At 46.8% G+C, this 24,032-nt stretch carries 16 protein-coding genes; 2 read left to right on the plus strand and 14 right to left on the minus strand.

Translation table 11 applies throughout. From position 1 onward, the window contains the following. Positions 1–3: 3 nt before the first annotated feature. The 8 genes from MHH48_RS18815 to MHH48_RS18850 all read right to left on the minus strand — a co-directional run bounded on the left by MHH48_RS18815 (position 4) and on the right by MHH48_RS18850 (position 15,226). Complete coding sequence (locus MHH48_RS18815) at positions 4–2,985, minus strand: NPCBM/NEW2 domain-containing protein (RefSeq protein ID WP_076321480.1); 2,982 nt, start codon at positions 2,983–2,985, stop codon at positions 4–6. A gap of 465 nt (positions 2,986–3,450) precedes the next feature. Continuing rightward, positions 3,451–6,489 carry a DUF4855 domain-containing protein gene (locus MHH48_RS18820; RefSeq protein WP_083659584.1) on the minus strand — a complete coding sequence of 1,013 codons (3,039 nt, stop codon included), beginning with the start codon at positions 6,487–6,489 and terminating at the stop codon, positions 3,451–3,453. A 299-nt stretch (positions 6,490–6,788) separates the two neighbouring features. After that, positions 6,789–8,063 carry a Gfo/Idh/MocA family oxidoreductase gene (locus MHH48_RS18825; RefSeq protein WP_144023420.1) on the minus strand — a complete coding sequence of 425 codons (1,275 nt, stop codon included), beginning with the start codon at positions 8,061–8,063 and terminating at the stop codon, positions 6,789–6,791. A 96-nt stretch (positions 8,064–8,159) separates the two neighbouring features. Continuing rightward, a complete protein-coding gene (locus MHH48_RS18830; RefSeq protein WP_076321481.1) occupies positions 8,160–9,842 on the minus strand; it encodes a response regulator in 1,683 nt (560 codons plus the stop codon). A 12-nt stretch (positions 9,843–9,854) separates the two neighbouring features. Further along, the gene (locus MHH48_RS18835) at positions 9,855–11,585 is read right to left on the minus strand and encodes a histidine kinase (protein ID WP_076321482.1); all 1,731 of its coding nucleotides are present in this window, start codon (positions 11,583–11,585) and stop codon (positions 9,855–9,857) included. A 40-nt stretch (positions 11,586–11,625) separates the two neighbouring features. After that, positions 11,626–12,510: a carbohydrate ABC transporter permease gene (locus MHH48_RS18840; protein WP_179090596.1), complete on the minus strand. Its 885-nt coding sequence runs from the start codon at positions 12,508–12,510 to the stop codon at positions 11,626–11,628. A 37-nt stretch (positions 12,511–12,547) separates the two neighbouring features. Beyond that, positions 12,548–13,453, minus strand: a complete 906-nt coding sequence (locus MHH48_RS18845) for an ABC transporter permease subunit (RefSeq protein ID WP_179090597.1) — start codon at positions 13,451–13,453, stop codon at positions 12,548–12,550. A gap of 114 nt (positions 13,454–13,567) precedes the next feature. Continuing rightward, complete coding sequence (locus MHH48_RS18850) at positions 13,568–15,226, minus strand: extracellular solute-binding protein (RefSeq protein WP_083659585.1); 1,659 nt, start codon at positions 15,224–15,226, stop codon at positions 13,568–13,570. A 309-nt stretch (positions 15,227–15,535) separates the two neighbouring features. Here MHH48_RS18850 and MHH48_RS18855 point away from each other — a divergent pair, with 309 nt between their 5' ends. Both MHH48_RS18855 and MHH48_RS18860 read left to right on the plus strand, forming a co-directional pair. After that, positions 15,536–16,384, plus strand: a complete 849-nt coding sequence (locus MHH48_RS18855; RefSeq protein ID WP_076321483.1) for an AraC family transcriptional regulator — start codon at positions 15,536–15,538, stop codon at positions 16,382–16,384. A gap of 106 nt (positions 16,385–16,490) precedes the next feature. Next, positions 16,491–17,873: an ADP-ribosylglycohydrolase family protein gene (locus tag MHH48_RS18860; RefSeq protein ID WP_076321484.1), complete on the plus strand. Its 1,383-nt coding sequence runs from the start codon at positions 16,491–16,493 to the stop codon at positions 17,871–17,873. A gap of 178 nt (positions 17,874–18,051) precedes the next feature. Here MHH48_RS18860 and MHH48_RS18865 read toward each other — a convergent pair whose 3' ends face one another. The 6 genes from MHH48_RS18865 to codB all read right to left on the minus strand — a co-directional run bounded on the left by MHH48_RS18865 (position 18,052) and on the right by codB (position 23,910). After that, on the minus strand, positions 18,052–18,720 hold the full coding sequence (locus MHH48_RS18865; RefSeq protein WP_076321485.1) for a DUF998 domain-containing protein: 669 nt from the start codon (positions 18,718–18,720) through the stop codon (positions 18,052–18,054). Beyond that, on the minus strand, positions 18,705–19,145 hold the full coding sequence (locus MHH48_RS18870; RefSeq protein WP_076321486.1) for a hypothetical protein: 441 nt from the start codon (positions 19,143–19,145) through the stop codon (positions 18,705–18,707). The genes MHH48_RS18865 and MHH48_RS18870 overlap by 16 nt, the downstream gene beginning before the upstream one ends. 183 nt (positions 19,146–19,328) lie before the next feature. Further along, a complete protein-coding gene (locus MHH48_RS18875) occupies positions 19,329–19,508 on the minus strand; it encodes an ArsR family transcriptional regulator (protein ID WP_306024377.1) in 180 nt (59 codons plus the stop codon). Between the two features lie 346 nt (positions 19,509–19,854). After that, positions 19,855–21,216 (minus strand): AraC family transcriptional regulator, encoded by a 1,362-nt coding sequence (locus tag MHH48_RS18880; protein WP_076321487.1) that lies wholly within the window; start codon positions 21,214–21,216, stop codon positions 19,855–19,857. A gap of 179 nt (positions 21,217–21,395) precedes the next feature. Next, on the minus strand, positions 21,396–22,664 hold the full coding sequence (locus MHH48_RS18885) for a cytosine deaminase (protein ID WP_076321488.1): 1,269 nt from the start codon (positions 22,662–22,664) through the stop codon (positions 21,396–21,398). Further along, positions 22,633–23,910: a cytosine permease gene (gene codB / locus MHH48_RS18890; RefSeq protein WP_076321489.1), complete on the minus strand. Its 1,278-nt coding sequence runs from the start codon at positions 23,908–23,910 to the stop codon at positions 22,633–22,635. The genes MHH48_RS18885 and codB overlap by 32 nt, the downstream gene beginning before the upstream one ends. Positions 23,911–24,032 lie beyond the last annotated feature (122 nt).

A 24,032-nucleotide genomic window follows, 5' to 3' on the forward strand; every position in this document is an offset into this window, starting at 1 on the left:
TATTTATCTCGCTTTGTCAGCAATAAATTGGGCGTCCGCCCAATCGGCGTGATCATTGCCATTTCCATCGCTAGCATCGGTAACGATTAACTTCAATTGTTTCCTTCCACTAACATCAACATCAATAAACTTGGCCGGAGTGTCTCTTTTCATCGTCCCACTGTCAAACAATTTTTCACCGTCGGCCCATACTTGAAAAGCTACGGATCCGACATCGTTTCTGTTTGCTTCCTGGTCAAGGCCTACATAGCATTGAAAGCGATCATACCCTTTCCCGGCAATGTCGTAAATGATTTCTGAATTAGCATGCGTTCCAATTCCTTTATCATAAGTGACAACGCCCGAATCACTTAACAATTCAATCGGGTTCCCTTCGACACTAGCATCTCGATGAATCGTTCCCCAACCAGTTGTCGCATAAATCCACGGAAGGTCGCTTAAATACAATTCTGGAGTGATATTAAAATGAATCTTATACGTTTGCGTCATGGATCCATCTGCCGAGGTGACGGTAATCACGGTGGTACCCGGAAGTTGTTCCGCAGGTGAAATATCTACCTTGACATCGTTATTGGCCGGAATGACTTCCACCGTAGGTACATCCGATATCGTGCCTTCCAAAAATGTCATGTAGTAATCTTTGGTTACGTGATCAAAACTGGAGAAGGATTCCCCGTTGATCTTGATGTCATCTACTAACACCTCTTTCAACAGCTTAGCTCCAGCCCAATCAGCATGAGTCGCACCATTGCCTACCCCACCGTCCGTTACTTCCAACGTAAGAACATCAACATTGGAAACATCAACATTGACATGCTGGGTATCCGTCTCACTTTTCATTACGCCGCTATCATAGAGCTTTTGCCCGTCTCCCCACACTCGAAAGACGACAGAGCCCCCCTGAGTCTCACTGTCTAGTCCAATATCCGTGATAAACCTTGAAAAGTTTTTACCGATATAAAATGAAGCTTTAGAGTATGCATGAACGCCCAATCCTTTTTCATACCCTTTACCGTTCAGGGTGATCATATTGCCATCTCCTTGACCACTCCCGCCAACACTTGTATCCCTTTCAGCGGGACCCCAGCCGTTTGAAACGTTGCCGAAAAATGGCATGTCGCTTAGAAATGTATCTTCCGCCTTAGGGGCGGACGGGACTTGCACGGAAAATTCTGAGCGTACATGCCCCTGAATTTCCCCACCAGAAACGAACGCGGCATCCGCTGTAAGATGACTCCAGCCAGCTCCAGCGTCTTGAGGCACCGTCACCTTCCAACTCACCTTAACGGAATTGTTTTTGCCTACCGGTGGCATGGTTTGAAATGTGGTGTCCGAAGCGGGGATTACTGTCCATCCTTCCGGTACATTTAGATTGAGATCCAGGTTATGAACAGCCACTCTTCCATAATTGGTCAGCGTTATTATGATCGTTGTGGTTTCACCTGGGGCTATAACAGAAGGAGCGTCAAACGATATACCAACAGCCGCTGGCACCCCGTTCGGTGTTCCCGGTGTAACACGGTAGGTGACCGCTGAAAATGGTTCAACATCGGAGACGATTTTGCTGGCATAACTCATTGTTTGGCCAGTCCAATCGTCTTCAGCCAAATAAACTGAAGCAGGTTTAAAACCTAATTTTTCCGGTTCAGCACTGATTGTTGTCGCTGCAGTAGTCCGGTTGACCAATGTCATCATTTTGCTTCCGTCAGACAGCGATTTGACCCAAATTTCTTTGCCGTCATTATCGATAACTCGCTTAAATCCGTCAGTTGAAACCTCATTTCTCGTTTCCGGACTGACGCGATACATCATAATTCCGTGAGACGGAACAGAAGCGCTGATTTTGTCTGTGGTCGTAGTCGTTTCATGTGCCCAGAGATTCCGAACCGTATAGGTCTTATTGTCGACAGAGGTTGGTATGCCCAATTGACTTAGACTTATCTCCATATTTGACGCACCATCGGTTGAGTTGAAGAACAACACGGCTTTGTCCCCATTGGCCATCGGTTTCAACAATACATAAGTACCGTCGTTTGGCATCTTGATGGGACGTGCCTGTATTCCGATTGGATCCTGATTCACCGCAGTCACTTCGCGATTGGCGTAAATATCTAAAATTTCTTGGGAGGCATTCAGTAAATCGGTACCCGAGAGCAATGGCGCAGCCATTATGGACCAAAGACTAAATTCGGTACGATATTCTTCTAAACTCATGCCCCCGTTACCGACTTCCAGCATATCGGGATCATTCCAATAACCCGGACCGGCATACGGATACAGTTCAACAGTCTTAAGGAAATGGACTAACATCCGTAGATACGTATCACTAATATCACCTGTTGTCCGCCACAGATTGCCCACCTGCTTGCCCCATATCCACGGATCATCGGTTCCCCCAACGCTCATACTGAAAACAATGTCCCGTCCTGTATCCGCAAGCGCATCGCGCATCTTCTCATAGCGTTCCTTTACCGGTCGACCCTGAGGGTCTCCACAATTATCATACTTTAAATAGTCGATTCCCCACTCGGCAAAACTTTGGGCATCTTTCTTTTCATGGTCGAGACTCCCCGGATAATTGGCACAAGTCGTGGTACCTGCGCTTGCGTAAATACCAATTTTCAGACCGAGAGAGTGAACATAATCAGCGACTTCCTTCATCCCGTTTGGAAACTTCTCCGGATCGGGAACTAAATTGCCGTTTGCATCGCGTTGATTAAGCATCCAACAATCATCGATGTTGACGTACTGATAGCCCGCTTCTTTCATCCCGGAATCAACGATCTTTTTCGCCGTTTTCTTCACGAGATCGGCATTAACGTCACAATGAAAGGCGTTCCAACCATTCCAGCCCATCGGAGGCGTTTTTGCAAGCCCATTGTCAAGCGCATAGGCTTGCGAATGATTGAACCCTAACAAACCAATGACCAGTGTAAACAAAAACAAAAGCGTTACCAACGACTTTTGAAACCTAGGTTTGTTCATTGAACATATCATCCTTTCTTTTATTGTATTCTCGTATGGAACTCTAGATCTTTGATCCCTCCTTTCGCGACATCCGGCACAAACCATTTGGAGAACACTTTCGTAACGGCCATGCTGAAAACGCTTCCGCATGGACTTATGATAAAGGGGGGCTTACAGGAGAGCAAGCAGCATAATTTGATGTATTGTACTATTTTTTTCGTATGCTATATGAGACGTATTGTCCGTGAAAATCGCAAAAAAATAGAAAATGATACACGAAAAAAAGGCCATATCCGAACTGGACACGGCCTATAAGAACCTATATCATTCCCACGTTTCTTTTCTTCATACGATGTATACCGCATGCTATTTGCATCACGCTGCAACAGAATTTGTCATGAAATGCCTTGGTCCAAGGCCGAAATCAACGAATTCAAGCCGTTTGTTATCGAATTCTGCGCTTGCCCGAGAAATAATCATCATTCACTGTGGCTTGTATTCAAATGTTAACTTCACGGGAGTCGACATACCTTCGATTGAGAGATAGGCAACGTTGGTTCCTTTTAGAAAACCGGTAAGCTTGATCGTGAATTGGAAACTTCCCGTTACTGTACTTGTCGTCTGGCCTTCATACCGAACGTTCTCTTTCGAATCGAGCACTTTCAAATTCACTTCGGACTGACTGCTTCCATCCATGACCAGACCATCAATCGTCAATTTTCCTGCGCCGACATCTGCCACAGCTCTTACGCCGTCGATCGGGGTTACCCCGTCGCCTCCCGCCAGGTTGTACACGCCAAACTCATAGAAGGAGTAACCATAATCCGTATTTCTTTCGAGCCCTTGAAATTTGACGTATCTGGCTTTGACCGGCTCAAAATGAACCGTTTCTTTTCCGTCACGTGCCGTAATCATTCCGTCATTGTCCTTGACCACGCTGGTCCAGTTCTGTTTATCGTCAGATACAAGAAGTTTGTAGGTTTTAGCACGCGCAAATTCCCAGCTGATTCGTACGGTATCAAATTCCTTGGTTTCGCCAAGATCGACCTGGTACCAGCTATTATTCGTGTAATCACTGGCCCATCTTGTCGCTGGGAATCCATCTACTGCTTTTTCCGGTTGATAATTCGGGCTGCCGCCTTCTACCGAAGAAGCTTCCGCCTTTTTATTTTGCGCCAAGTTTCCAATGAGGTAATAAACGTCCTCCTTCAGCGCGTTGTACGCCGTTTCTTTTATAACGCCATCTTTCAACAAAATATCAAGTTCCGCGTTAAATCCTTTCAGATATTTGTCAAACTGTGTCGCATCCGTTCCTTCGTAGCGTTTCATTAGCTCTAGATAATTGTTCAAAGAACGAGGCGCTTCGGCATTCGTAAATTGATTTTGTTCCGCAAATCGGTTCACCAATGTTTTCATGCTGTCCGCGTTTGCACGGGCATCGATGATATAAGACGTTTTCTGCGACTTGCCCGCCGTTACGGTAATAACCAATTCATGTTTTCCGGGTGCACCCGACAGATTTATGGTTGTTCCAGCCGTATAAGGCTTGCCGTCAAACTGAGCCGTCACTTTCGTCACGCCATCGTCATCCTTTAACTGCCACGTAAACTGGAACGGCTCTGTTTCATTTACCACGGCACCACTTTGAAGAGGTTGTCCATTTATTTGCACGGCTGCCTCTGGCGGAGCCGCATTATTTATTTCATATGTTCCATTCACATATTGGTACAACCAATCATACAAAATGCGATTGGAAGGATCTTGGCTGACCGCCGCATTGTAAACGGCATTATTGCCTTGATAATAAGCTCTGAATCCGTTTTGCATCAGGCCCGTTTCAACGCCGCTGTTCAAGTAATCAATAAATCGCTCACGGAACACGCCATCAGTCAGCATCCGGTCATCAAACTCGACTTCATTGGTCATGCCGTATTGCTTCGCCAGGTTGGCGGCATCCTCCAGACGGTCGTAGCCCATGTCCTCGAAGAAATAGTTCGGCTGGAAGGCAGCGTTGTCAAAGCCAACGTCCTTCCACATAAACGCTTTGTATGCCAAAGAATGCGGAATCCAGAAAAATTTCAGGTCCATATCATGGACTTTACCGCTTACTGCTTTAATCAAATCCGGGCCCGTATCACTTGTGCTGATTTGTTCTTCCAGCCAGTACATGCCGACAAGCTCCAGATTGGAATAGTTCGCCTCCTGCCATCTTTGGCGGACCTGATCCAGCCACCACTGCATCACTTTTATCCGGTTTTCTTGCGCTTTCTCTTTGCCGACAACCGAGTCTCTGAAGCTTTCGGATACCCCGTCACCGTCAACGTCACCAAAGTCGTTTACGTATTCCCCCGGGTTCGGAATCATGAGCACAACCTTCATTTTATGATCAGGCTGATTCAGCTTGGCTCCGACTTCCACTGTAGCCTCATTTAACTGCTGCATATCCCCTGCGGCTGCGAAGGTTTTATCCAAATACCAATTCCAGTCCTCCAGGATCGTTTGCCCGACACCGAAGTCACGGCCGGCAGGCGAAGCCAGTCCGAGATATAATATCCCGTCAAAAAGCCAGTCGATAGGCTCGCCATCTTTATTTACATAACTGATATTAGGGATGATCCGTTCCTTGTTCCAATCACCCAGACCATTTGGATATTGTCCGTTATAAAGCAGTCCGAGATTGCGGATGCCTCCAGTGGCTTCTCCCGGCGCCATAAACTGCGGATGCTCGGCAGGGACCTTTACTGATCCGTCAGCCTGTCCATCGGTACCCCGAATTTCAATCTCATCAATATATGACCATTGTGTTGGATGCATCGTAAAGGTGACTTTGACATAACGGGCATAAGCCAGCTTGCCGTTCGTATTCCCGCCTTTGATTCCATCCCGGCTGCCGTCCCATTCAAAGGTCTCCTGTCTTGGCGGACCTTCCCCCCAGAGCAGCTGGGTGGCGTTATGGGAAAGCAGTCCCCAATTATCTTTATCGTCGGAGACATACATCGATACCGTCAAAGGTACGAGGATCGAGTTGGTGGGATAATCTTGGAAGAAGCGAGCTGTAATCTTTCCGATTGACTTTTCCTCTCCGAGATCGAAGACAACTTCCCTCGTTTTTCCACGCTGATGCCCTACCCATGCCGGGTCATTCATATCCAGTTTGCCGTATTTTCCATCCGTAAGCTTGTACCCGTCGTCAGGACGCGACACTTCTGGCTCTTCGGACCATTCATAAGGAAGGCCGGCCGCAAGATTGCGGAATTGCGTCTCCTCCACTGCCGAAGATGCTGCCACTTGGTTTGGACTCGGAGCTGATCCTGCCTGTTCCGCTGCTGGTTCCCCAGCATCCGTCGGTAGATCTGGTACGAACTGTGGATTTCCTGCCTCATTTCCTTCCGGCTGGCCTGCATCGCCTGCCTGTGCAATCATCACTTCCGGAACAGGCGTTTTCGCCTGGACCGCAGAAACCGGGGCCATCAGCAATACGGCTGCCATCAGGACGGTTCCCCATTTCTTATTCGAATTCATTTTGGTCAACTCCTTTTTTGTTCTCAACTGAAAGAAATGCCTGAAATCTTTACCGCATTATGATGAATACCTGAATCGATCCCCCCTTTCAAGAAATCTGGCAAAAGCCTTTGTTGGAATCGCTTTCAAAAATAAAAAATTCATATACCCCATTTCCTTTTTCTTTGCTCGCGAACTTGTACGGCATCCGGGGTACGCACTTCCAAACCCCCGACGCCGCGGATGTCCGCCATGGTTACTGCACGGCAAGTAATTCTGTTCTATTTGCCTTTGCCGAATAGTTCCACAGATTTCAACAATTAAACTCCCGCTTCTTCCTTCTCATACATCTCTGTCAGCTTTATGCTTCTGCCTTGCTCCAAGCGAGATCGTTCGGAAGCGAACGCTATCAAATGGCTTTGCAAGGAAGCTGTAGCCGATGTGAGGCCTTGAGACGGGTTGCGGTCGAACTTATGTACATTTTTGAGGAAGGAGCCCACCATGCGCTCATCGCCTCCGCCGTGGCCGTCTCCCTGCACACTGCATTTAATTTCAATTTCTTCGCCCGTCGCATAGCGGTACAGCGTAAATGAGCCCTTATCCATGTCACCAATGATCTCTCCCTGCGTGCCCATAATCTGCACACGGCGGGTAGCGCTCTTGGTTAATCCCGACATAATAAAGTTAGCGTTGGCGCCGGTGGCAAATTCCATATTGACGACCTGATGGTCAACAACATTGTTATCGCAGCGATAGACACAGCGGCCGAACGGTCCTTCCTTAAGCGCCCGGATAATGCCTTCCTGTGATAAATCGTGCGTCATATAGCGCGCCCAATGATCGGCAGGTTGCTCCAAATACATTTTAATCGCCGAAAAGGCACATTCCCTCTCCGCTTCGCAACCATCGATGCAGCGGTCCGTTGCACCCTCGGGCGCGTTCTCGGCTTTAAAATGCAGCAATGAGCCAAAGGAGCTGACCGCTGTGCACGGCTCATCCATCAGCCAGGAGATGATGTCCAGGTCATGGCAGGACTTGGCCAAAATCATCGGGCTTGTTTCCTCGGAATTGCGCCAATTGCCGCGTACGTAGCTATGAACCATATGGTGATAGCCTACGTTTTCGGTCAGTTGAATGGTGCCGATTGCGCCCAGTTCCCCATCCTCGATGCATTTCTTGATGCCCGACCAAAACGGGGAATAGCGAAGCACATGCGTGACCACCAGCAAACGCTTATGCTTAAGTGAAGCTTGCTCCAGTTCTATACATTCCTGCACATTTGGTGACATCGGCTTCTCCAGCATGACATGGTAGCCAAGCTCCAGCGCTTTCATTGCCGGTATATAATGCATCCGATCAAGCGTGGAGATGATCATCACGTCGGCTATTTTCCCCTGCTCGAATGCTTTTTCCCACGAATTGTAAACGTGTTCTTCAGTGATTTGATGAATCTCTGCAAAACGTTGTCTGCGTTCATCATCCGGCTCGGCTACGGCAACAAACTTCAGCTCATTCGGAAATTTTTCCGCATACGGTCCATAGATGTATCTTCCTCTACTGCCTGCGCCTAATAGTACAGCTGTTAATGTCTTCAATGTTCTTCCCCCTTGCCTATACAATTGCATCATAATTTCATTGTAAGGGGTGATTCCGCGCATCAAAATAGATCATTGCTTACATTCCATATACATTTATTGACCTTGCTGCATCGTTTCGGTGCGGGCCGTCCGAAAATCCTGCGGTGTCATATCATTTTGCTTTTTAAAGAAGCGGATAAAGGCAAGCGCTGAATTGTAGCCGAGCTTGGCGGCAATTTCATTGACCTTCATGGATGTATTGAGCAGCATGTCCTTTGCAATGACATTGCGGAAATCATTTACGTATTTAGAGAGTCCAATTCCTGTTATCTGCTTGTAAAGCCTTGATAGATAGGATGGATTCAAGCTGACATAATCCCCAAGAGCGGTTAGGGAAATATCACCCGCAATATGCTCCTCTATATACCGATGCACCTTATTGACGACCTCCGCCGGCAGCTCTGTTCCCCTAATCGCATTCCATTCAAAAAAGCAGTCCGCAACTTGCCAATAGTATGGAATGAGCTCCGTCCATGAAGCCGTTTTCTCCTGGCGGAACAGCATATCCAAATTAATCTGGGTATTCATATAGTCTCGCATATCTTTATTTTTGTGCAAATGCGCCAGAAATACCGCAGATAGGAAATGGTACAACTCAATCTTGCGCTCATAAGGAGTATCCGGATCGTTCCAGATGTCTGTCAATTCAACAAATAGATGATTAAACTGCTCACGGTGATTATTTTCAAGACAGCTCATCAGCAGCTGTACGCGAGCGTGTAAAAAGCTGTCATGATAGCTGTTCGCCTTCTCTTTTTCTTCGGACTTCTGAATATCTTTATCTGTCATGATGACCTCATGGAACAAGCCATGGCCTTGCATAAGACCGTATTTCATCGCATGAAAACGATCCGACAGCCGATTCCATGGGACAGCCTCGCTGCCAATAAGAAAAGATACGGAGAGGCTCAGCAACTTTTTGCTGGTAGCTTGTATCGTCTCCAAATTGCCGCTCACATAGCGGTATGCCCTGGTCCATTCCATCGTACCGGTATCCGTCGTTAACTCCGGGCCGGCTTTAGGCTGAAAGATCCATGCCATTTTGTTCATATCAAATACGACGGAGAAGCAGCGCACATGGGCGGATAAATACTCATCGCCGATATTTTGAAGAGCGTAAGCGAGCAAAGCCTTGTCCGGCGCCGTGAACATTTCCTTCCAGGCATCGATCCGGCCAATCAGCAAATAGACAGGCAGCGATGCGTCAAGCGGAATGTCCATTTCCGCAAAAGCGTCCCGAAGCTGCTGCCCCGTCATCGTCTTGCCTTGAAATAAGCCCCAAATATATTCCTTCTGCAAGGAAGGCATCGCTATTCTCATTTTGGACTGGGCACGCAAGATCATTTGCGCCTGATCCTGTTCCTCTTCAATTTCCTCTATGGCCCGTTCAACGGTATGAATGATCTTCTCGTCGCTTTCCACTTTCAGTAAATAATCAAAAGCGCCAAACGTAAGGGCGTTCTTCGCATAGTGAAAATCATTGTACCCTGTCAATAAAATAACTTTGCACTTCGGCCACTGTGATTTGATTTCCTGCAGAAGCTCAATACCCTCTATGCCGGACATCTTAATGTCCGAAATCACAATATCCATCCGGTGATGAGACAGCACCGCAAGCGCCTCTTCACCGGAATAGGCCTTCATGACTTCAAGGTCCAAATGCTCCGTCTTCTCAAACAACTCCAGAAGACCATCTACAATAATCGGCAGATCATCCACGATTAAAAGCCTGTACATGGCGATTCCTCCTTAGCTCATACTCAGTTTAATAATAGCTTGAAGCCCGCCAAGCTCAGAGCGTGATACGGTAATCCCATACTCTTCTCCATAACGGAGCTGAATTCTGCGATGAACATTAAGCAGGCCGGTTGTCTCCTCAATCTGGTTGGTTGAATAACGCAGCCTCTTGCCAAGCGCTTCGATCTCCTCGTCCGTAATGAACTCGCCGTTATCTTCTACATAAATGTATAAAGCATCATTTCGCAGCTTGCTGTGCACCCATAGCTCGCCCATGCCGCGCATATTGCCGAGGGCGTACTTGTAAGCATTTTCAATAATAGGCTGCAAAATCAAACGGGGGACTTCAATCGGCTGGGCTTCGACTTCAAACAACACTTGGATTCGATCCCCGTAACAGATCGACTGCATCTCCACATAAGTGCGGGAATGCTCAAGCTCCATCTCCAGCGGGATGTCGTCATCATGTTGGCGAGTAATGAACTGAAAATATTGCCCGATGTATAAACAGAACTGGTAGGCTTTTTCCTTCTGGCTATCGGATTTAATCAAACGGCAAAGCACGAAAAAGCAATTATATAAAAAATGAGGATTAATTTGCGATTGCAATCTTTTCAGCTCCGAACGCTGATTGCGAATTTGCTGCTCATAATTTTCCTCAATCAGTGTTTTCAAAGATTTCACCGTATCGTTAAAAGCCTGGTATAAATAGCCGAACTCATCCTTCCTGCGGTCAATCAAGATCGGCTCCAGCTCGTTTTGCTGCATGCGGCGGAAAGAACGCACCAGCTTGATCAACGGACGGTATATTAACCGGATTAAAAAATAGGTGAAGAATAAAAAAATAAAAACAGCAAGCACGCAAGCCCACCAAAACAAAGCTTTATATACCTCGAGCGAACCGAGAATCATCTCTTCCGGTATGCTCGTTATCATGTATGAATTCCAGAGGCTGGAATACTTGAATACGGTTAGAAATCGCTTATTTTTATAATTGATCGTATCATAGCCTTCATCCATTTTTGCTGCCTGCTTTTCAAAAGCCAGCTGCTTCATCAGATCATGCAATTCAGGGTCGGAGCCGCTATTGATTTCCCAGCCGCGCTCCAGATTAAACAATACGCTCTGGCCTCCCCTGCTATTGCCGATTTGCGCTAATGTTTCTTTCATTTTACCGGTTGAGAGCTCTACGCCTACCACATAGAGCGGGTCCTTTTTGCCTGCAGGGTATTGCATCGTAATAAACAGCCGATCCTGCCAATAAATAAAGGGCTCCGTATAGAGCTTCTTGTCTGGCTGCATCGCTTCATATTCTTCCGCATTCAGCTTGGTTTCAAAGCTGTTGCTCAGCACAGTACGCTCGATTTGAGGAATGTACGCCTTCGCCTCGCGAATAAACGGACTGGAGTTTTTCATTAAATCCAAGCGGTGCTGAATATCCAATATTTTATACGACCGCTCATAGGAGTTCATCTGCTCGCCTGTCGCCGCCACTTCCATTAAATCCCTGTCCATGACGTAATTAGGCAAATATCGGCTGATCCGGTCTGCTTCCTGATCCAGGGAGTCTAAATAAAACCGCGTCGTATTTAATATCGAATCGGATATTTCACTGCGGATATGATCGGCCCCTTGCTCATTCATCATCCAGGTAAATGCCATAAGCGGCAGTAAGGCCGCCAAAAAGGCAGCCATTATTTTTCTGAATATAGAGGAATCCTGTAAAAAGAATATACTTTTCATCGTTTGTTCTCCTGTGCCTGAGATCTACGACCTTCCTTGTCTATTCTTTTACACTTCCCATCACAATACCCTTGATGAAAAACCGCTGCAAGAATGGATAGACAATAAGAATCGGGAAAGCCGCTACGAAGATTTGTGCCGCCCTGCTTGTACGGTCAGACAGCTGGAGCATGAGTTCCACATTTTCTGATTTAAGAAATCGGAAATCCATCTTAATAATAACGGTTTGCAAGAAAGTTTGCAGCGGGTAATTTTCCGGATGATTCATATAAAGCATGCCATCAAACCAGCTATTCCAATGCCCTACCATCGTAAAAAGGCCCGTTGTCGCCAGTGCGGGCAACGATAGCGGAACATATATTTTCCAAAGTGTTGCAAAATGCCCGGCTCCGTCAATCCGTGAAGCATCCTCAAGCTCCCTGGGCAAATTGCGGTAAAAGTTCAATAGCAGGATGACGTTAAACACGTTAATCGCCATAGGAAACACCAGCGCTCCGAGAGAATCAATAAGTCCCAAGCTTTTAATCGTCAAATAGGTAGGAATAAGTCCGCCGTTGAACAAAATCGTAAAAACGAAAATCCAGGCATAAACGGTTCTTAGACGAAACGTATTGCGGTCCTTGGATAAAGGATAAGCCGTAACAATCGTTAACAGCATGCTTAATGCCGTCCCGACAACAACCCGTTGAATAGAAATGCCAAAGGCTCTTAAATATTCAGGCTTGCCGAACACGTTATCATAAGCCGCTGTTGTAAACTCTACAGGCCACAGCGCAACCTTGCCGGCTGCCGCCGCCGAACCCGAGCTAAAGGAAATCGCCAAAATATGAATGATCGGCATTAAGCATAAAAAAGATATAAACGCAAGAAAGATGAGATTGCAAACTAGAAAAGCCCTTCTTCCGAATGAGGGTTTAATAACCACGGTCTGTCTCCTTTCTGAATCACCGACTTTTCCGCTATTAGAAAATACGGTAATTCGCTAGCCGGTATGCGAGTACGTAGGATACGGAAATGAAAATAAAGGATACGACGGATTTCAATAAGCCGACAGCTGTGGCAAATCCGAACTGGGCTTGCTGTATCCCCATGCGGTAGACGAAAGTATCAATGATATCGGCACTTTCATAAACCGGCGCGCTGTAAAGGTTAAATATTTGATCAAATCCGGCATTCAGCACATTGCCGATATTAAGCGTAAGCATAAGAACGATGATCGGCATCATGCCCGGCAGCGTCACGTGAAGCGTTTGTTTCCAGCGGCCCGCGCCATCGATTTGAGCGGCTTCATAAAGCGTAGGATTAATTCCTGTCAGCGCCGCCAAATAAACAATGGTCCCAAATCCAAATTCTTTCCACACATCGGAGATGACCATGACATAAGGAAACCAGTTATTGTCGCCAAGAAAGAATATCGGCTTCATGCCGAACCATCCAAGCAGCTGGTTCAATATGCCGGAGGAAGGAGACAAAATATCGACCAAAATACCGCTCAGCAGTACCCAGGATAAGAAATGGGGCAGATAGACCAGGGTTTGGAACGTTCTTTTCATCCATTCTCTGCGCAATTCATTAAGCAAAATCGCAATGGTGATCGGCACGAACAAACCGGCAACGATTTTCATTACGGCAATATATACCGTGTTAAAAAAGATACGGCCGATATCCGGATAATCCATTAACAGCTGAAAGTTCCTCCATCCGATAAACGGGGAGCCGAACAACCCTTTATTCGGCACATATTTTTGAAAAGCCATCATGATTCCTGACATCGGAATGTAACTAAAAATAATAATAAAAGCCAAACCCGGCAGCAGCATCAAATGAAGCGGCCATTCCTTCTTCCAGACGCGCGTCAGACTCTTCATATCTTCACCTCGCTGATTCACTTATCATGCTGTGCATGCCTTGCTCAAGAACCTGATTGTTCTTGAAAAAAGGAGGGATTGCATAGATTCAACCCCTCCTTTGCGCTGCAGATCCTATTGAAGCGATTTATACCACTCGTTAACTTCTTTCGTGATTTCATCGCCGCCAAGCTTCTTCCACTCTTCAACGAATGTATCGAACTCGTCTACGGATACTTGGTTCATTATGATTTTGATGAATATTTCATCACGTTTCTTCGTTAAAATTTCTTGACGGTCTGCCATCGTCGGAGTAGGCGCGCCGTAGAATTTGTTTTGCAGGTATTGCTTGTTCTTTTGAATTTCTGGAACATGAGAAAAGGCACCATTAGGACCGGAGATTACATATTCCCACCACATGCTTGTATCGCCTTCAACGTATTGCATAGCGCGTGCATAACGCGTTTTTTGGTCTGCTGTCTCAAGGATGCTTTCGTCTTTGTTTTCGATGGCTTTAGGCAGGATTTCGCCGTTATTGTCAAACTGTTTGCCTACGCGAAGCGGGTTAAGCAGCCAGTAGTTGTTGCCTTTTTCCACACGGTCTTTACCATACCCATATACTTTTTGCTCTTCTGTCGGATGATTGTCAACAACGATCCATTGGTTTAATAATCCGATTACGCCTTCCGGATGCTTGGCTTTTTTAGAGATAACATAGTACTCATCAACGCCAAGACCAATTTGATTCAATGTAGGCTTATTATCTATTGATGGGATAGGGAACACTCCCCATTCTTGAACAACCTTGCCATCTTTTACAGCCCCTTGCGCAAGCTGCGCCGGTGTCCAGGAAGCGCCAAATACCATGCCGATGCTGCCGTCGTAGATGAGCTCAGCAGCTTTTTCCGTATCTTTAACCGCAAACTCAGGATCGATCAACCCTTTTTTGAACATGTCTTGCAGCGCTGCAAGAGCCTGCTTCATCTCAGGCTGAATATCACTGTTCATCAAACCGCCGTTACCGTCTTCCATCCAAATGTTTTCATAAGCATGATAGCCGTTCAAGAACGCTCTCAGTCCGGTAACGCCTGTCTCTGTACTAAAAGGATTCTTGCTGACCGCAATACCATAAGCTTCTTTTGTACCGCCAGGATTCTTCGCTTTGAACGCTTCGGCAATTTCAATGAAATCATCCATTGTCTTAGGCTCAGGCAGGCCCAGTTCTTTCAGCCAGTCCGTACGAACGAACAAGAATTGATAGTTGAACGGGTTGTATGAGCTTGGAATACCCATCATTTTCCCGTCGATCATCGCTGTTTTCATCTGCATGCCGCCGTCCATGGTCAGAAACTTTTTCGTCTCTTCCGTAGCATGCTGATCATAAATTTCGGTCAAATCCATAATCATATCCGCTTCAGTAAGCTCTTTAAGCTGTGCAGCGTTTACAAGCAAGAAATCCGGAAGATCGTTGGATGCGATAGCAATTTTTACTCTCTCTTTAAATTGGCTTACATCTGCAATCCATTTGTTTGTAATTTTGACACCGATATCTTTTTCATAAGCGTCATAAACTGAGTTTTTGTCGAAGTCTTCACCTTCGTCAAATTTCAAGTAAGGATCGCTTGGCGAAACCGTTGAAACCTCAATGATATCATTGCTGTTTCCTGTGCCTGTTGTTTCGACCGGTTCCTTGGTTTTTCCAGGTGGTGGCTCAGACGACGTTTTGAAACCGCAGCCTGTAATCGCCAATGCAAGCGTCAAGGAGATCATGACAAGTGCCTTTTTGCTCTTCAAATTTTACCCCTCCGGTACATTTCGTTATAGTTTTCGCTGCAAATTATGATGCAGTATTTCATATTTCAAGTATAAAAAGAAGCCCCCCGCTGTTCTATATACTAGTCTTTACTTTCGTATACACCTCTTGACACCAGACAAAAATAAATATTTACTGTGTTTGATGTATACAACGTCGGCGTATTCTTTTCATTTAGATACACCTCAAAATGTATGTATGAAAGTAAATAACAGTATCTGGTTAAAGACATCTCTTGTCTATATACTTAGCATATAAATTCATTATTGTCTGGAGGCCATTGGATCATAATGAAACTTCATATTGCTTATGATCATCCCATTGCTATCAATGCTTTCGAATGGACCCCTGCCACTTATCGACAGCCACCTCATGTGCACGCGAGTCTGGAGATCGGCCTTTGTTTAACAGGCAAAGGCTATTTTTTCTTCGGCAACAAACAATATGCAGCTAACCCTGGCGACTTGTTCCTAGTCAATAATGAGGAACGGCATATTGCCCAATCTGCCCCCGACGACCCGAGCCGCTATCTTTTTATTAACTTTGATCCCGCGCTGCTGCTAGCGGAGGAGCCCGGTCTGCTGCTGCCATTCTCCTATCGCTCCACTCATTTTTGCAATCATATTATTGGCGGCTCGCCCCTCGCCAAACAGCTTACGCCTTGGGTGCTGGCTATAGCGGAAGAACTGCGGGAGAAGTGCTCGGGTTATTTGGTCATGGCCAAAAGCGCGCTCATTCAGCTGTGCGGACGTCTTCTTCGACATTACAACGGTTTGCTATCCGATGATGAGCGTCATCATATGGTACATTCCGTTCGCCAGGTGCACTCGCTTGCCGCTTTAATAGAGCATCGTTACAACGAGCCGGTTAGCTTAGGGGAATTGGCTGATGAACTTGGTTTAAGCGTCTCGCGCGTGAGCCGGGCGTTTCTGGAAACGACCGGTTATCGTTTCTCGGAATATGTTTCCTTGCTGCGTATCCAGGCTGCCAAGCGAGAATTGGCGGGAACGGACAAAGCTGTTGCTGATATTGCATTCGAATGCGGCTTTCAAAGCTTGCCGACCTTTTACCGCGTTTTTAAAGAGACTGTCGGGATGTCTCCGATCCGTTATCGGCAATCTATGGGGGTTATGGAATGAGCAAAAAATGAGAATAACGCTTTCATATTTTGAGAAGCCATTTCCGGCATGGCTGGTTATAATCAAGGCACATATTGATTTCACCTATATCAGGAGGGCAACCGTTATGACGAAATGGATTGGACTGAGGGAATTAGTTCGGGAAGAAATAAAACAGCGCGGAGAAGAAGGCTGTATTGTAGAGGGGATGTCCGAACGTCTGGAAGCAGCCGGCACAGACGATGCAAAGCTAATGGAAGTATACCAGGCTTTAATGGCTCTTGAACCACGTGCGGATTTCAAGTATATCGAGCCGTCGGAATTGGAAGCCATTCGCGCCGAACGTCCGGATGGACCGAGATTCCTGTCCGGAAACTGGGATGAACTTAAATGGCAGGATAAATTTCATGGTGCTTGGCTCGGTCGTTCGGCTGGCTGTGCGCTCGGAAAACCTCTCGAAGCTCCTTCCTTCATGCAAGGCTCCGGCGGAAGGCCCGGCTGGCACAATGTTAAGTTGTGGTTCGAAGGCGCGGGGCAATGGCCGATTCGTCACTACACACCAGGCGAATCAACTGCAGAAGCCGAGTACGGTATCGAGATAGCAAGATGGAGCAGCTTGGCCAGCTGCCGGGAAAACATTCGCTTTATGGAAACAGACGATGATATTCGTTATACCGTTCTTGGACTGCTCATGCTTGAGGAGCGCGGGCTTGATTTCAACTCCTGGGATGTGGGCAAGCTGTGGCATCGTCATTTGACATTCGGGCAGGTATTCACGGCTGAAGCACAGTCCTATCTTAATTTCGCTCGTGTCACTTCACATATTAGCGGCGATCGGCCAGATGACTGGGAGAAACATATCCAATGGGGCCGCTCTTATCTGAATCCCTACCGTGAATGGATCGGCGCCCAGATCCGTGTGGACGGCTATGCATACGGTGCTGCCGGCCAGCCCCAGCTTGCAGCCGAGCTTGCTTGGCGGGACGCTTCCTTCTCCCATGTGAAGAATGGGATTTACGGCGCCATGTTTTGCTCGGCAATGATTGCTGCCGCATTCGTTGAAAGTGATATGAAGCGAATTGTTGAGATCGGATTGAGTGAAATTCCGAAACACAGCCGTCTTGCAGAAGATATCGCATTAGCGGTCAACATTGCTGAGGAAACGGAAGATTCATTAGAATTGGTGAGTAAAATATGGGAAGCATTTAAGCACTATCACGCTGTTCATACCAATAATAATGCTGCATTATGCGCGGCTGCTCTCATTCATTCCGGAGGCGATTTTGAGAAAGGCATAACAACAGCCGTACTTGGTGGCTGGGACACCGATTGCAATGGCGCCACCGTCGGTTCCATTCTTGGCGCATCACTTGGAGCAGCGGCGCTCCCTGAGAAGTGGATCTCGCCGCTAAACGATACGTTGTATGCCGATGTCAGTGGCTTCCACCCCATTGCCATCTCCGAATGCGCACAAAGAAGCTATAGTGTCTTCCGAAAATTGCAGCATTAAAATCATGAACCTCTCGATTCATACGGCCTCTTATCATTCAGCCAATCACGGTATTTATTCCGAAAGCCCCATGGGGTTGAAGTAGTTGAGCCATCCTTAAAGACTTAAACCGACTGCAACAGATTGCAGCCGGTTTATCGATTATCCAAATGTAATTTTTCGCAATAATATGCTTCAGCTATTTCCTTTTAAAAGATCCCAGCTTTGCAGCATGGATTCCGACAATGAGTAGCCATGCAATTTCGGCTGCGATTAAGAATCGTCCGAACAAACCTGCCAGAACATCGGGTCCAAACTGTCCATCTTGGGGAATTTGAAGTACAAATAGGAGCATAGCGACTATTGCAATAACAGAACTTAGAATGAGCAGACTCCTAATCGGTCTCCAAGTATCGACTCGTGTTAGCGAAAAACTAATCAAGACTGAGGCCAGTGGCGTATAGTCAAGCATCGCTCCAATCGAATGCATTCTGCCATTGAACGTTGCATCCTCTGGACTGATAGAAATTGGATCGGTGACGAAGATCCCCGCGATGATGACGCCAATTGCACTGATCCCTAGTATGACAAGTCCTATGTATCCTGTGATGGTACGAATTTGCGGGAAAATCGTAACCATAACACTGATTTGGGCAACCGCCAGCATTCCAAAAGACAATTGCATCATCCAACCAGAGGTGCCAAGCGCATACTCGCTGATAAAGCGCCATGTCGGATCAAATTCAGGCTCCAGAATATGAAGACTAGAAAGGATTAAAATGAACAACGTCCCAGCGAGGACCGATATAAGTGCAAATCTGGAAGCAGTCTTTGTTATAGGTTTTACATGGACTAGCTGCTTAGCCAATTTCTATCCCTCCTGTTGTCCGTGACTCTCGTCATCGTCGATTCATATCCACCTCCACCGGGATAACACCATGTACCTTCATTGGAGTTCCCATCAGAACTGAAAATTCCTTTGAAGTATGAAGTCGATCCCTTCTCACCTGCCCAAATGACAAGCGTGTCTCCTTCGATCTCATAAACATAGTCGAAAGTGTTGCCTAGCGTATCATAATACCGGGATCGGATATCCGTGCTTGTTCTCTCACCGAACGGCTTCAAATGCCCAATAAACTCAATGCCCTTCACTTCTTGCCCATTTTGGGAAAGCTGGACGCGTTGGATCAAAAAATGTCCGCCTTCCATCCATTCATAGGTTACAGTTCCTTCGGCTCCGCCGCTGATATCCCAAGTGCCGACCAACCGATTCAGAGTTTGAAGATCAGTCATATTCACATTCTCCTTAAGCAAAATGTCTTACGATTCAAAATCAGCTTTTATCCTTGTTAGATAATTTTCAAGTGAATCTAGCCTTTTGTTCCAGACGTCCCGATAATTTAGCATGTAACTCGTAATAAAACTATTGATACCTGTCATAGTTCCTCCTTTTTCTAGTAGTCCAGCTTTTACTCCTCAAAATGATTGAGACCTCTTCAAGGATAGATATATTCGCAGCTGCGCTTTGCTACGGGAGCGCACTATCCCTGCTTCGCTCAAAATGCGCAAATGACGGAATACGTGCGACTGGCTGATACTTAGGGCATTGACAATTTCTCTTACCGATTTCGGACCTTTTTTAAGTAGTTCAACAATGTTGGACCTTTTTTAAGTAGTTCAACAATGTTGGACCGATTGAGATCGGCAAAAGTGAGTAACGTTATTTGGATGATTAATGTGTTCGTGCACCTAATATATACTTTAGCGTATATACATGTCAACATATATTAGACACCAACAGTTCTTCCACATTGCGTTACCACCTTTCCGGCAATAGAAAAAAGCCCACCATCAGTTGTGATGGCGGGCTTTTTTCAATAGTTCAACATTGATTTCGAACTATTCTGACCGTTAACTGAAATAGGCTGCCGATTCATTGCTGTCCCCACCCATCTCCAGATGATTATGGATCAATAGTTTCCCGATAGTTCACTTCATAAATCTATAACCGCTTCACTCCGTAATGTATCCTGATAAGTGTGTCTAAAGTGACTTTTCCGCCATGAATCAAGAATTCCTCGAACCATGCACCCGTCATCTTATATTTCTCCTGCTGTTCAAACCATTCGCAAAATGCTTTTCCTGTCGGCTCCAACATACGATGAAGTGCGGGCGTGACTATAAACAATCCGCCTTCATGATCCATCAGGCTGATGAGTGAATCCTCAGTAATCGAGACATCTATCCCTGTAACGTCCATATAAACTTCGTAATTGAATTTCTCCTCCGTAGCACCTCCGTTGTTATGCGCTCGGATTCGCAAATCAGACTGATCAATACCTTGCGATAATGCCCAAGTGATCATGACGTCAAATGCTTCTTTCTTTACTTGCTGCCATTTCCTTCCCTTCCTGCCGGCGGCCTTGTAATAAGCTGCTCGGTATGGTTGAAGTTCAATAATTTCTTTGGTTTGTGTTAGGACGAGCTCGATTGGGATGTAGATATCCATTTCCTGCATATCAGATGGTATGCCGAGATGGGTAGCACAACGCATATCATAATGTTCCATGATCGGACCAGCAGCTGTTTGAAATGACGAGTATGGAAACCATTCCTTGAAAATATAATCATACGTTCGCCCTATCGACTCTCCAACCGGTCCAATCGCTGTGAACCTTGCATATTTCGTTTTTGGGATGAGCCGTGCTGTGGTCCCTGGCGGCACATGGTCTACGCTTGTCACTTCGATCCCGATAAAGTAGGTGTATCCGCTCTCGTCTCGATCTACCGTCAATGCATAGTCAATTTCCTTTTCTGGCTCAACACGTAGATGTGCGATATTGCCGAAAGTTTGCTGCCACTCATCGAAATACTGTTTCCACAGATCGGGCGAAGATACACCATCTTCAAATCGACATTCTATGCCAATTAGCTTCATCGCTGGTTTTGTTACGATCATCGTATGTGGCTTGGTTTTTATCATGGCTACAGCTCCCTTTTGCTGCTGTGCGAGATTGACAGCGTGGAATGTAGGCAAAAGAAACCGTCTCTTCCGATAGTTTTCAGGTGTTAATCCATACATGCGTTTGAAAGCTCTACCGAATACATCATGGGATTCGAAGCCGTAGTCATATGCGATATCCGCAATTTTATCATTGCTATAGCTTAAACGTTCAGCAGCAAGATGCAGTTTGCGACTGCGTACATATGACATGACGGTGAAGCCGGTATACGCCTCAAACACGCGCAAAAAATGTGACTTAGAGAAGCCGGCCAACGCTACAAGTGACTCACACGGAATGTCTTCCTGCACATGCGTCTCAATATAATTAAGTACAGATTGAATTCTTTGCTCATAATCCATGGATGTGCACCTCCACGGAATAAATTGTAGCATGGAGAAAAATAGGTTTCTCGATGTTTTTTCTCTTATTGGGGAGAATCGTTATGCGGTTTGCCTTCCCTTGTCCTCGCTCTGCGATAAGAACTTGCATTGTTAAACAAAAAAGTCCGCGGAATCCGCGGACTTTAATACATGGTAGATTATTTATTGAAAGTAACTTTCTCTGAACCGCCATCAAGAATGATCGACGTGTCCCGCGGCTTCGTTTCCGCGATTTTGCGGCCGCCTCTGAACGAATAAAGCACTGCCGCCTGTTTGCGAATAGCCTCATATTCGTTCTCCGCTTCAAGAACGATGAAGTTGGCAGGCTTGCCTTCTTCAATACCGTACACGTCCTCGATATGCAGCGTTCTCGCGCTGTTTTTCGTAATGAGATCGATTGAGTTCACGATTTGATCGTAACCGAGCAACTGCGATGCATGGATGCCCATGTGCAGCACCTGAAGCATGTTGCCCGTGCCTAGCGGATACCATGGATCAAAGATGTCATCGTGACCGAAGCACACATTGAGACCGGCTTCCTGCAGCTCTTTGACGCGAGTCAGCCCTCTTCTTTTCGGATACGTGTCGAAGCGTCCTTGCAGGTGGATGTTAACCAGAGGGTTGGAGACGAAATTCAGGTCAGCCATCTTCAGCAATCTAAATAATTTGTACGTATAGGCATCATTGTATGAGCCCATCGCCGTCGTGTGGCTTGCTGTTGTGCGGGAGCCCAGTCCGCGTTCGTAGGCTTCTTTGGCGACGACTTCCACGAAACGGGATTGCTCATCATCGATTTCGTCGCAATGGATGTCGATAAGACGGTCGTATTTTTCGGCGAGGTCAAACGCAACCTTCATCGAATCGACGCCATACTCCCTCGTGAATTCGAAGTGTGGAATGCCGCCGACCACGTCAACGCCCATTTTCAGCGACTCTTCCAGCAATTCCGCGCCGTTCGGGTAAGAGTGAATGCCTTCCTGCGGAAAAGCAACAAGCTGGATGTCGATGTACGGTGCCATTTCTTCTTTCACTTCCAGCATCGCTTTAACTGCGGTCAAGCTTGGATCGGTAACGTCCACATGCGTCCGTACATGCTGGATGCCCTGCGCCATCTGCCACTTGAGCGCCGTTTTGGAGCGCGTTTTGACATCTTCATGCGTCAGGAACGCCTTGCGTTCTGACCAACGCTGGATGCCTTCGAACAACGTTCCGCTCAAATTCCACTCCGGCTCGCCCGCCGTTAATGTTGTGTCCAGATGAATGTGAGGTTCAATGAACGGCGGCAGCACAAGCGAGCCGCCAACGTCAATGACTCCCTCATTCGCAGTTGTTTCCAATGACTGCGTGATTTGCTCAAACTTCCCGTCTTTCACGACGATATTCCATAACCCTTCTTTACCCCGCAATTTTGCGTTCTGTATAATCATTTGTTTTCCCCTTTTCTTTGGATTCTTTGGCAGGAACGATCAGCATTAACACGATGTAGGCCACTGCCGTACCGATCAGTGCGTTCAATGGCGTGATTCCCGGAGCCAGCTGGGCGAAGGCAACGCCGATGGCCCAAGCTACCATCGCTATCCAGTTTACCTTCTTGAAAGTCATGTCGGCAAACGGTTTATAGTTTCTGCGCTTCACGAAGAAGTAGTCCGCGATGATGATGGCCCCGATGGACGGGATCGCCGCGCCCAGCACATTCAGGAAACCGACGAAATTGTTGTACATCCACATGGCCAATATGGTACCTACGATGCCATTTACAATGACGAAGAACTTTTTCGGAATTTTCGTAATGTTGGCAAAGCCCAGCCCGGAAGCATAAAGAGCGTTATCGTTGGTCGTCCAAATATTCAGTCCCAGAACGATGATCGCCGGAATGATCAGCCCTTGCAGGAACATGACCTCCGAGATATCTGCCTGCTTATATGCCATTGCGCCGACTGCGCCGAACAGGAACATGAGTGAGTTCCCCAGGAAGAACGCAATGACCGTTGCAGTAACCGCCTGCCGGGACGTGCGAGAAAACCGGGCGAAATCGGGAGTCAGTGTTCCGCCGCTAATGAATGACCCGATACAAATGGTCAATGCCGCTGCCGCGGTGAGCGTCTGGGTCGGGGTGTAATCGAGCAATCCTTGCAGTCCGCCCAAGGAGCCTGTCCCTTCGAACATGGAGTAACCGCCAAGAATGGTAATAGCCGGTACCGCAATATAGCCCAGAATGACGAGCGATTTCATGCCGAAGATTGCTGATGCTGTCATGGCGAGACCAAATATGAAGATCAACAGGTACACATTCCAATCCATCGCTTTGGCAACCGGAATCGCGAACATGGCCACACCGACGCCGAACCAACCGACCTGCGTAAAGCCGAGCAGGAATGAAGGGAGGTACGAGCCTTTCTCACCAAACGCATACTTTGCCAGCAAATGCGTGGAAAGGCCCGTTTTGGCAGCGATATGTGCCAGCGCTCCCGTATAGATGCCGAGTGCCAAATTGCCTGCAAGCACGATTCCGATGAACTCCATGAACGTCAAGCCGACTCCGAGCGTCCCCCCTGCCAGCATGCTTGCCGAAAAGAAAGTGAATCCTAACATGACGGATAACGTCTTCCAAAAATGGTTTCTCTGCGTTTTCGGTACCGCTTGCCACGAAAACTCTTGATCTTGATTGCTCATCAGAATACCTCCAGGTTAAAGTGTTCTGATACCAAAGAAGCAGAAAAAAGAGGCTACTCGTCAAGTCTTCACTGACAAGTAGCCTCTTTTTCACATCATAACCCGCGCGAAGACACAGAGCA

This window comes from Paenibacillus sp. FSL F4-0100, assembly GCF_037993005.1.
Taxonomy (GTDB): domain Bacteria; phylum Bacillota; class Bacilli; order Paenibacillales; family Paenibacillaceae; genus Paenibacillus_AQ.